Here is an 11686-nt window from a genome sequence, read left to right on the forward strand (position 1 = left end):
AATGGCTAAGGATAGAAGTTTTGCTTCAAAGACGGCGAAGATTGGAGATGAAGGTGAAACATGTCCGGTGTGTGGAACGGTGTATACGAATTTGAGGCATGTAGCAACATCGAAATCTGAAAAATCAGATGCATGGAAATTTAATAAAAAGATGGTAAAAGTTTGTAGCTGTAATGAAAAACAAATCTACGGTTAAATAGGTTATTCAGAATTACTATTAACTGATTTTTCCTTATTCTTCTCCTGAATATGATTAATAATTAATTTAATAGATTTTAATTCGTTCATTTTTTTATGAAATTCACTTACTGTTAACGAATCCATCATATTTAATTTAGTGTAATCTATAAGAATATTTAAATTTTCGGTTATTTGTATCGGAGGTATATCTACAAGAGTCTCTCCAATTATTACAATTTCAGATTTCTTTCGTAAATTCGCAATTTGAGGAGTCGGTGAAACAATAACTACCGGATCAAAATCTATCACAACCTGAATTTTATCCGATTCAATGAGCCCGGGTGTTTCTGCGGATACTTTCAAATCCGTCAAATATTCTGAGTGAAGAAAACGTTGGTAATATTCTTCCTGAAAGATAGTTAGGTTATTTATCTTGACGGCGATGGAATCCAATATTACCGCAAGTTCTTCGGGAGATTCTTCGATAAAACTTGATGTTGCCCGGGCTCTTTTAAGGGCCCTGATGATTTCTTTGGTACTCTTGCTGATATCGGGGTTTTTTCTCATTCTCATATTTAGAATCGACGAGGCTATATCTTCAATTTCATCAGGAGCTATTTCTCCTTCCATCACCAAATCCGAAAATTCCTTAAACTCTAACTTCGCCTCTCTCCTTGCATCATTGTCTTCTATACTGGCAGAAAGGATCTCTCCCAATTTTTCTATAGATATATCTATAAGGGAGAAATTTTTGATTTCAACTGAAGAGCCGGAATCAAGAAATTTATAAACGAGTAATGTAGCGCCAACTGCGACTACAATTTTTATCAGTGTCCAAAAGTTATCGTTCATACATGATTTTCCGGGTATATAAATTGGTAAATCAAAATTTATTGAATTGTTATATTAACAAATAAAATATTAGCTAAAATATAGTATCTCTGCAAGCTTTATTCGGCCATATAGTTTTCTCTTGTAACATTAGGGGAGCGTGAATAAGTTTAAGGCGATTATGAGAAAAAATAATACATTATTATTGCTGATATTGGTTTTCATAGGGGTTTATGGAACCCAATGCTCGAAAGCAACGAAGAAAACACCTGAAAATCGTACCTCTGTCGTTGAAAAAGAAAAAGAATATAATCCAATGGCGATAGATCACTTTATGGAGGGATCTATTCTTGATTTACAGGATAAATACGAAGCCGCTATAAAGGAATATGAATTAGCATTAAAATATGATTCCACTTCCGCGACAATATACCTGGCTCTGTCTGAAGATTACACAAGAATTTCTAATTACCAAAAGGCGATAAAAGCTTCAAAAAAAGCTATCGAGTTAGAGCCGGAAAACACTGAAGCTATTGGCATAATTGCCAGGATATATTTCGTGACGGAAAAATACTCTCTTGCCGCAGGTTGGTATGAGAAGCTGGTGGAGATAAAGAGCGATGATATTCAATCATGGTATCAGCTCGCCGAATCACTGGAAAGAGCAGGAAAAAGGGCCGATGCCGCCAAAGCGTATGAAAAACTTTATTCGAAAAATTCTTCAGAAGGTGAAGCGCTGCTACGGGCGGGGGATCTTTATGAAAAACTTGGAAATGAATCAAAGTCCATTGATCTTTACATAAAATATTACAATTCATTTCCTAATAATCAGGCACTCCGGAGAAAATTGTCGGAGTATTATATTAATAAAGGGAATTTCGAACAAGCGAAGAAACTTTATGAAGACCGCCTGTTGGAAAACAAAAATGATCTTCCCGCAAGGATTTCAATTGGCGATTTATACTGGCAGGAAGGGAAGTTAGAAGAGGCTAAAACACTTTTTCAGAGCCTTTTACCTGAACACGAAAATGAGTGGAGAATTTATTTTTACCTCGGAAACATTTACGCTGAGGAAGAAAATTATGAAATATCAGAAACTTATTTGAAAAAATTAATCGAAACTGCTCCTCAAATGTCTGTAGGATATTCCAATCTTGGGAGAGTGTATCTCATTCAAAATAAAAATCATGAGGCTGTTAGAGTTTTAGCTGAAGGAGAAAAAAAAGCTCCTAAAAGCTGGACGAATTTATATTTGTTAGGCTCCGCCTATACTCAAGTAGAAGACTATAAAAGAGCTGAGACGGCTCTTGAAGGAGCTATACGATTTCGCCCTGATGATACAGCAACTCAAACTCTTCTTGCTTCAGTCTATGATAATCTTAAAAAATATGACAAATCCGACGACTTGCATTTGCGAATACTCAGCTTAGACCCGCAGAACACGACAATATTAAACAATTACGCGTATAGCCTGTCGGTGAGGGGAATCAAACTTAAAAAAGCGTTGAAAATGGCGTTAGTTGCGGTAGAAAAAACTCCCCGTAATCCCGCTTATCTTGATACGCTCGGTTGGATTTATTTTAAAATCGGAAACTTGGATAAAGCATTGGAGTACGTAAATAAATCAGTTGAAAAAGATTCTACAAACTCCGAGGTATTAGAACATCTGGGAGATATTTACAAGGATATAGGTGAGGACGATAAAGCAAAATATTACTATCAAAAGGCAATGGACACGGAGGAATTTGAATCTACTACAATAGAAAAAGATATTGCCGAGTAACATTTACTCATAACTTATAGTGACTATTAACCTACGTTTACTATTTATTACAACATTTTTAGCCCTTCTAAGCGGTTGCGGTTTATTGTCAACAACGAAGACATTGCCCGAATCAAATTTGGCGGTAGAGGACCTGATACTCGCGTTAAATGAAAATAAAGAAAAATTAAAATCGATGGAAGCGGAGGCGAGAATAGCGATTGATATAAGAGATATGGCGCAAGTAGGGAAGAACTATATAAAGATAAAAATGCCGTCATACATAGAAATGAGCATCAGGGGACCGTTGGGAATTCCGATTTCGGAAATGAAAATTGACAGCAGCTATTATATTCTAAAAAACTATCTGCGAAATGAAACATTCGAAGGGAATCCTCAAAGTTTTTCTTTTTCAGGAATATCTTTCAGGGAAGGAATAAATGAATTTATTGAGGTTGTGACCGGATTAGTGACGATTTCCGAATTGGAAGCAAAAAATATAAAAAACTTCAAAATTGACGGAAAATCTTATTATTTTGAAACTTCGATTAACGGCGTTACTAAATTTAATTGGATAGATAAAGAGAAGCTGATTCTTACGAAACAAATAGTTACGTATTCGGAAGAGAATTATAAAATAGAGAAGCGATTCGAAGAATTTCAAATTATCAACGGAATAACCCTCCCAAGAATAATACATTTTATCAGCGATGAGATAGGAGGTGCGATATCTATGGAGTATATTGACACCAGAATCAACATTATCGAAGAGATGATACCTTGAATAACTCAAATATCAAATTATCCGTAGTTGTTCCCCTGTATAATGAAGAAGAATCTATTCCCCAGCTCGCTTCAGAGATTCGTGATGCCGTAGAAAAACTTTCGCTTGAGTACGAGCTGATTTTCATTGATGACGGCAGCAGGGACGGCTCTTTCAAACAGATAACGACGCTCGCTTCTTCTGATTCTCGAATAAAGTGTTTACGATTCAGGCGAAATTACGGAAAGGCGGCAGCCCTCTCGGAGGGCTTCAGAGTGGCCAACGGGCAAATGGTTGTCACTATGGACTCTGATCTTCAGGATGATCCCTCTGAAATAGGCGCCCTTATGAATAAGATTAATGAGGGATTTGATGTTGTCTCCGGTTGGAAAAAAAGCAGGAAAGACCCGTGGACTAAAAAAGTGCCGAGTAAACTTTTCAATCTTGTGACAAGGATAATGTCAGGAGTTCGGATTCATGATTTTAATTGCGGATTGAAAATCTATAAGGCGGACGTAATAAAGACAATAAACATATATGGCGAAATGCACAGATATATTCCCGTACTTGCAAAAATGGCGGGATTTAGTGTGACTGAAATTGTTGTAAATCATAGAGCTCGATTATACGGGAATACAAAATTCGGAGCAGGTCGCTTCCTAAAAGGCTTCCTTGATCTTGTTACAGTAATATTCCTCGGCAAATACAATAGAAATCCGCTTCATTTTTTCGGAAAAATCGGCGCTATTCTTTTCACCGGAGGATTGATTATCAATTCATACTTGACAATTCAATGGCTTGGGGGAATTTGGATTGGAAACAGGCCGATCTTATTTCTCGGTGTTCTTCTGATGATAGTTGGAATCCAATTTATCTCCTTAGGCCTCTTGGCGGAGATGATCACTTCAAGGGGAAATGAGTCAAATTATTCTATATCGGAAAGAATCGGATTCGACGATGAAAATTGATATATACATATCGGAGAGCCTCTAAGACCCGCTTGAGGGGTTTGCAATGAATATTATACTCGTCGGTCCGGCACACCCTTACAGGGGTGGAATATCTCATTATAACACACGCCTACACAGGGCTATGGTCAAAAGGGGGCATAATGTTTCAATCGTTAATTTTAAGCGGATGTATCCTGATATATTTTTCCCCGGTAAGACTCAATTCGACGAATCAGATAGCGCTTTTAATGTTCCATCAGAAAGATTGATTGACACGGTTAATCCGTTTTCATGGATTAAGGCGGCAAAGTATATAAAATCTCAAAATCCTGATGCTGTGATATTTCATTGGTGGCAACCTTTTTTCGGTATATGTTTCGGCGCAATAATGCGTATGTTGAGCAATATTTCAGCTAAGAAAATGTTTATCTGTCATAATGTTCTGCCACACGAAAGCTCTTTCATTGATAATTTATTGAGTAAAACGGCATTCTCCAAAGTAGATAGGTTTATCGTGCATTCAGAGGAAGATAGAATAAATCTTCTGGATATATACCCCGATGCCGTAGCAGTGAAAAATTTTCATCCTATAATTGATTTATTTGAAAATGGCGATATTTCGACGGTAAATGCGAATAGTAATCTAAATAAATCCCACCAAATATTGTTTTTCGGGTATGTCAGAAAATATAAGGGTTTAGAATATCTGCTTAAAGCTATGCCGAAAATGTTAAAAGAATTAGATATAACGCTGACCGTTGCAGGGGAATTTTACGATGAAAAGAAATTCTATCTGGATTTAATAGAAGAATTGGGAATATCTAAATACGTGAAAGTTATTGACGAATACATTCCCAATGAAAAAGTAGGAGATTATTTTGCGAATACCGACCTTGTAGTCATACCTTACATTACGGCGACTCAAAGCGGTATTGTACAGATCGCATATAATTTTAATCTGCCTGTAGTTGTAACGAGAGTTGGAGGTTTACCGGAAGTAGTGAAAGATGGAGAGACAGGATACATCGTGGAACCGGGCTCGGCGTCCGCGGTGGCAGACGCGGTGTTGGATTATTTCAATAATGCGCGCGGTGATTCTTTCAGGAGTAACGTTATAGAACACAAAAAACTTTTTTCGTGGGAAAATTTGGTTAAATCCATAGAGAGCTTGATACAATGAACGAATATTTGAGTCGGCCTCTTGTTCAGATTATAATTCTCAATTGGAATGGCAAAGATGACACTATAGAATGTCTCCGCAGTTTATCTAAAATCAACTACAGGAATAAAATAATAACCGTAGTTGATAATGCCTCTACCGACGGTTCTTTCGAGGCTATAAAAGGAGAATTTCCAACTCTGAATTTTATTCAAAATGACGGTAACCTTAGGTATGCGGGCGGAAATAATGCAGCAATAAAGAATGAATTAAAAGGTGAAGCTTCTCTATTTCTTATTATGAATAACGATACTATAGTTAAAGATAATTTTTTGGATTTTCTCGTTAAAACTGCCGAATCGGATCAGCATATTGGAATCGTAGTCCCTAAGATTTATTATTATGATGATATGGGTAAGATCTGGTATGCGGGAGGATTTGTAAATTTCTTTACCGGAAATATATATCACCGCGGCCTGAGGAAAACTGACACCGTGGGTTTTGACGAGGGCGGAGAAGTAGATTATGCCACAGGATGTTGTATGCTGGTTAAAAGGGCCGTATTTGAGGAGATTGGTTTGTTTGACGAAGCGTATCTTTATACGGAAGATGTGGATTTTTGTTTTAGGGCACGAAAGGCAGGTTACAAAGTGGTGTTTGAACCTCAGTCCTTTATCTGGCACAAGATTACGTCCGCATACAGCATTTCGTTTAAAATCTATAGTAGAATAAAAAGTAATTTCCGTTTTTTCAGGTTCTACGCTAAATGGTATCACTGGTTAACGATACCGGTAATGGTATTTCTACGGGCAATTCAGTTCGTTATCGGTAGATTGATAATGTTCAGCGTCAGGAGAATCAAGGCAATTTGATAAGGGCTTTTGGATATTAAAAAAACAGCGGTGGAGCAAACAATAATGTCTGATAAGAAGAAAGTAATTCTCATTGGTCTTGATGGAGGTACTTTCGATATAATGATGCCGTATATACAGGATGGCAGCATGCCGACACTGAAATCCTTGATTGACGAGGGTGTCCATGGAATCCTTAAGAGCACTTTTCCTCCACTTACTTGTCCGGCATGGTTTAGTTTCTCCACAGGCAAGAATCCGGGCAAACTCGGAATGTTTAATTTCTACAGATTGGAGAAAAGCAGCTACGATATTAGGCGATTCGACAATCGAGATGTTGAGAACGAAAACGAATTATGGGACATACTGAACTCTTACGGATACACTACCGGCATATTCAATAATCCTGTGGCGTTTCCGCCGAAATCGGTTGACGGCTTTATGGTATCGGGATTTCTTGCTCCATCCACACATTCAAATTTTACTCATCCGAAAAATCTTAAAGATGACTTGGACAGGGTAACGGGTGGTTATGAAATTGACGCAGACCAGGGAGACAGGTATCGCGTGGAGGACGTCGTCGAAAATTGTCATCGCCTGCTGTATAAACGTACCAAAGCGATAAAATATTTGCTCGATGAAAAGATGCAGGACTTTATGATGTTTGTTTATACAGGGTCAGACAGGATGTCTCACCAATTAATAAATAAGATGTATTCGGACGATGAAAATGAGTCCCGATGGGCAAAAGAAGAGCTGAAAAAGTATTTTTCAGCTCTTGATGGGGAAATAGGCGAAGTTTTAGATTCCGTAAAGAATGAGGATTACACGCTTTATCTGATGTCAGATCATGGATTTCATCGTCGGGATAAAGGATTCTACCTGAATCAGTGGCTGATTAATGAGGGGTATCTGGTTTTAAAGAATCCGAACTCGATTCTCGGGAAAATCGGTATCACTCAAAAGGGTATTGCCTCCGTCCTTGATAAATTCGGTATGAAGAATTTTGTGAGGGGTATAGTGCCGAAATTTCTCGAAAAACGGGTACCTGTCGGAGTCATAGAAGGTAGTGGTAAAGCGATAATGGACCTTATTCAAACAGGAGGTATCCACTGGCAAAAGACGAAGGCGATTGCTATTCCGGGCGGTATTTACATTAACACCGTTGACAGACCGGAAGGGATTGTCTCACCGGAAGATTATGATGCTTTAAGGAAAGAAATAGCGGATAAGCTACGGAATATTTCTGATCCGCGTGACGGCTCCGCTCTTGAAGTGGAAATTCTCTTACGTGAAGATATTTATTCCGGCGAATATGTGTCAAACGCTCCTGACATCCAATTTATCTTAGGAAACTACGAATGGGGCGAAATACGTAATATCCCCCCTGATGGAAGACTTTTCGATCCTCTTGAAACCGCCCACCATGACGATAAGGGTATCTTTATCGCTCATGGGAACGGGATTCGCAAAGGAATTAAAATTGATAATGCAAATATAACTGATTTAGCTCCAACAATATTGTCATCGTTCGGAATCAAAGCGCCTGATGATATGGATGGAAAAATTTTGCAGGATATTTTTGAAACGCCTCCTGTTTTCTCCAACGATGAGCGAAATGTGTCAGCGCAAGATCTTCGAAAGGAATCGAAAGGATATACTCCTGAGGAAGAAAAAGCGATTGAAGAGAGGTTGAGAGGTTTAGGCTATGTCGATTAATAAAACTTTGAATTTTCTTTTTTGCACAATTTAAATAGACTTGTATGTTTAGGGTAGAAAAGCATCTCACTAAAGGTCTTTGGGCGGCGGGTTCTCAGGCTCTCCAATTATCGTATGGAATAGTCGCTATATTATTAATAGTAAGGACTCTCCCATCGGAAGAATTCGGATCATACATTTTATCTCAGGGAATAGTCAGAATCATAGTTATGATTGGTGGAGCGCTTGTATATCGCCATATGGTTCGTGAATTATCCGTGGAAGATTGGGACCCGAAAATACCAATCAATGCTTTTGCTCTTTCATTTCTTTTTAATCTGGCTGCTATAGTGCCGTTTATATTGTTCAGTAAACTGCTATCCGAATTACTTAATACGCCTCTCCTTGCTACTCTGCTTCCAATTGCCATACCTCTTCAACTGGCGGGAGAATTTTTAAAAAATTTTGCTCAGAGGCTTATCATATCAAGTAGAAATACGAAAAGATTATTTATTCTGAATAGCGTGTATTTTATAATTCTTTCAGTTGGATTAGTCTATCTGAACTCAGGGCAAGAGGGTATCAGCGCTGTTCAGGTTATATATCTAATGGCGATTGCAGGATTCTCCTCAGCTGCGGTGGGTGGACTGCTGAATAGGGAAATATTGAAGCGAAGTAAGGCAGTCCTCTCTTTCTCCCATCAGAAAAGAGCATTGAATTACGGAAAATACAGTGTGGGATCGGCTACGGCGAATACGGTGGCAAATAATATAGATTCATATATTATAGCGTATCTAATGGGTCCAATTCAGGTTGCTTGGTATAATTCCGCAAAAGTTGTCATCAGATTTTATCAGATTATTTCTCAGATGATGGATATTACGGTTTTCCCTTATGGCTCGAAATTGGTACAGGAAGGGAGGATGGAAGATTTAAAGGCGTTATATGAAAAAATTCTCTGCTTCCTATATCTGATACTCCTGCCGATGAATATTGTAGCCATATTATTTGCAAAACCGATGTTTGAATTAATATACGGTGGTCGTTATGAAGGAGCTTATTTGATCTTGCAGCTGCTGATCTTAGGAGCCACAATATCTCCTACAGTTTCTTTAAACGTTTTTATGTTCTTTTCTCTTGATAAACCGAGAACAGTACTCTTCGGGAGAATTATTAATGTTATAGTGGTGGCGGTTGTGGGGTTTTTACTGACGTCCAAGATGCGTCCGGAAGGAATGGCGCTGGCATTTATTCTTGGAATGTTAATTCAAGGCGTTTATTTGAGTATAAGAATTAAGAAAATACTGCCTATAACCATCAGCAGTGTTGCCGGACGGGTGAAAGACATATATCCTTTTATTAAAGGTCTGTCAAACAAACGACTTTGATTGGTTAATTGGCTTTAAATATCTATTGAAGATTCTTATTGATGTCGGCTCTTGAGTGATAATGGGTCATCCAACCGAGCTCCCGAAATACCAGAATAAGTGTTTGCATATATTTTGTGTTATCCCGACATTAATTAGGCAATACCTTGAATTAATTTACTGTTAGCGTATTTTATCATGGAGAAAAATGTTAGACTTGCTCATAAAAGCCATTAAAAATCCTCAAAGAGCGCTTGAGAAAACCTGGAATTTCGTGAGAAGAACGCAGCATCGGGGATACTGTTCTATCTGCGGAATTGAAACGACTATGTATAAATACGGAGATAACCTTAAAGAAACATTTAAGTGTAATAGATGTGGAGGGATAGCGCGAAACAGGCATCTTGCGGCTGTGTTATGCAAAACATTTGATATTGATAAACCATATTCAATGAAAAAGTTTATGGAGAAATCAAAATCTCTCAATATCTTCGAAGCACAGGCGAGAGGTCCATTAAACGATCATCTTAAAGCGCTAAAAGGTTATGTCTGTTCTGAATATTATCCCGATATTCAGCCGGGAAATTACACACGGGACAAGGTCAGGTGTGAGGATCTGCAAAAACTCACTTTTAACGACGAGACATTTGATTTAGTAATAACTCAGACAGTTTTCGAACACATATTAGAGCCTGACTTAGCCTGGAAAGAAATTGCCAGAGTACTAAAACCGTCAGGTTATCATATATTCAGTATCCCATTTCAGAATTCCCCCATCACCGAAAGCCGGGTAAAAATTGATAATGGAGAAGAAATCTTTATCAAACCTAAAGTTTACCATAAAGACGGAGTGCGAAAATCATTAGTTTACACTGATTTTGGATTAGATTTGCTCGATCATCTTAAAGATTTCGGGTTTTCGACAAAATTGTATTCTGCCGATGATCTGGATTCCGATTATCATAAAATTTATAGGGGCTATATCTTTGTTTCTCAAAAAGATAGTCAATAGAAATATTAATAAAATAAAGCGGTACGGAAAATACGATAGCGAGCTTTTTCATTGTTTTAGCATTAGCAAACAGAACCAAAAAAATAAAAAAAGTTAACGATTTGAACCCTGAAACTATCAATGCAATAAGAGGTTACAACAGATTTGATATTGAGCTTTATAGTTTTGTCCCTCGGCTATTTGATGAGAAGGCAGCTGCGGCTGGAGATGATTTTACGAAAGATTTAAATAAGTTTACTAAACGAAACAGGGTAATCGGCGGACTGTACTTTCGCCAAAGGGTTGCAAGATTGTTTAATTGTATTTCCCGGTCTAAATAATAGTATAAGAGATTTCTGAAGAACTTATCCGGAACTCGTTTTCCATATTTGATAATCAAATCCTTTATTGTATATGATACGTGGCTTATATAATTATTTTGAGTAAATTATCAGTGCATTCTAAATACTTAACTTGTAATATAACAGGTGGCGTAGCCATTGATGGCTGGTCATCTCCGATATAATTAGTAAAAATAAGGCCGCGAATATTTTATAATGTAAGGGCTTAATCAGTATCATAAAACAGGGATGGAGGCTGGTCAACTGAGCAAGGTATGAGAAAATTTCTATCACGGTCTTTGAAAAGGATAATTTTACCACTTAGAAGATTATTGGCAAGATTAATGCTCAATGAGGAGGATACCATATTCTGGAAAGCAGCGATATTCATATCACGGAATGAAATAAAAGGTGATTATTTAGAGTTCGGGGTTTTCAAAGGTCACTCATCGTGAAGGCATATAAAGCCTTCCGACGAGCATTTAACAGTCACACACGATGGGAAAGTGAAAGAGATTTCGGCACGAGACGTAAGTTATGGAAAGGTATGCGATTCATCGCGTTTGACTCCTTTAAAGGATTGCCGGAAGCCACAGGTATAGACACAAAAACCGATTTATTTTACGGGGGAAGTATTCAAATTCCAAAGAAAATTTCTTGAAGTATATTAAAGGCGAGGGTATTCAGGAAGGAAGGGTGGAAATCATACAGGGCTGGTTTGAGGAGACGCTTAACAATAAAACCATCGGGAAATATAATCTAAATCATGCGGCAATTGTACATATTGATTCCG

Annotated in this window: 11 protein-coding genes; 10 read left to right on the plus strand and 1 reads right to left on the minus strand. The window is 37.8% G+C overall.

Going from position 1 to position 11686, the window contains the following annotated elements; translation table 11 throughout:
• Position 1: 1 nt before the first annotated feature.
• On the plus strand, positions 2-196 hold the full coding sequence (locus tag IIB39_08720) for a hypothetical protein (protein ID MCH8928781.1): 195 nt from the start codon (positions 2-4) through the stop codon (positions 194-196).
• A 5-nt stretch (positions 197-201) separates the two neighbouring features.
• Here IIB39_08720 and IIB39_08725 read toward each other — a convergent pair whose 3' ends face one another.
• A complete protein-coding gene (locus IIB39_08725; GenBank protein ID MCH8928782.1) occupies positions 202-1032 on the minus strand; it encodes a hypothetical protein in 831 nt (276 codons plus the stop codon).
• A gap of 160 nt (positions 1033-1192) precedes the next feature.
• Between IIB39_08725 and IIB39_08730 the strand changes: the two genes are divergently transcribed.
• The 9 genes from IIB39_08730 (at position 1193) to IIB39_08770 (ending at position 11554) form a co-directional block, all read left to right on the plus strand.
• Positions 1193-2794 (plus strand): tetratricopeptide repeat protein, encoded by a 1602-nt coding sequence (locus tag IIB39_08730; protein MCH8928783.1) that lies wholly within the window; start codon positions 1193-1195, stop codon positions 2792-2794.
• Between the two features lie 85 nt (positions 2795-2879).
• Positions 2880-3557, plus strand: a complete 678-nt coding sequence (locus tag IIB39_08735) for a DUF4292 domain-containing protein (protein ID MCH8928784.1) — start codon at positions 2880-2882, stop codon at positions 3555-3557.
• A gap of 11 nt (positions 3558-3568) precedes the next feature.
• Positions 3569-4504 (plus strand): glycosyltransferase family 2 protein, encoded by a 936-nt coding sequence (locus IIB39_08740; protein MCH8928785.1) that lies wholly within the window; start codon positions 3569-3571, stop codon positions 4502-4504.
• Between the two features lie 46 nt (positions 4505-4550).
• The gene (locus tag IIB39_08745; protein ID MCH8928786.1) at positions 4551-5666 is read left to right on the plus strand and encodes a glycosyltransferase; all 1116 of its coding nucleotides are present in this window, start codon (positions 4551-4553) and stop codon (positions 5664-5666) included.
• Entirely contained in the window at positions 5663-6517 is an 855-nt protein-coding gene (locus tag IIB39_08750) for a glycosyltransferase family 2 protein (protein MCH8928787.1), read from the plus strand. Before IIB39_08745 ends, IIB39_08750 begins: the two co-directional genes overlap by 4 nt.
• A gap of 45 nt (positions 6518-6562) precedes the next feature.
• The gene (locus tag IIB39_08755) at positions 6563-8215 is read left to right on the plus strand and encodes an alkaline phosphatase family protein (protein MCH8928788.1); all 1653 of its coding nucleotides are present in this window, start codon (positions 6563-6565) and stop codon (positions 8213-8215) included.
• 44 nt (positions 8216-8259) lie between these two features.
• Entirely contained in the window at positions 8260-9582 is a 1323-nt protein-coding gene (locus IIB39_08760) for an oligosaccharide flippase family protein (protein MCH8928789.1), read from the plus strand.
• 187 nt (positions 9583-9769) lie between these two features.
• Positions 9770-10573 (plus strand): class I SAM-dependent methyltransferase, encoded by an 804-nt coding sequence (locus tag IIB39_08765; protein ID MCH8928790.1) that lies wholly within the window; start codon positions 9770-9772, stop codon positions 10571-10573.
• A 771-nt stretch (positions 10574-11344) separates the two neighbouring features.
• The gene (locus IIB39_08770) at positions 11345-11554 is read left to right on the plus strand and encodes a hypothetical protein (GenBank protein ID MCH8928791.1); all 210 of its coding nucleotides are present in this window, start codon (positions 11345-11347) and stop codon (positions 11552-11554) included.
• The last annotated feature ends 132 nt before the right edge of the window (positions 11555-11686 follow it).

This window comes from Candidatus Neomarinimicrobiota bacterium (genome assembly GCA_022573815.1).
Classification (GTDB): domain Bacteria; phylum Fidelibacterota; class SORT01; order SORT01; family SORT01; genus JACZTG01.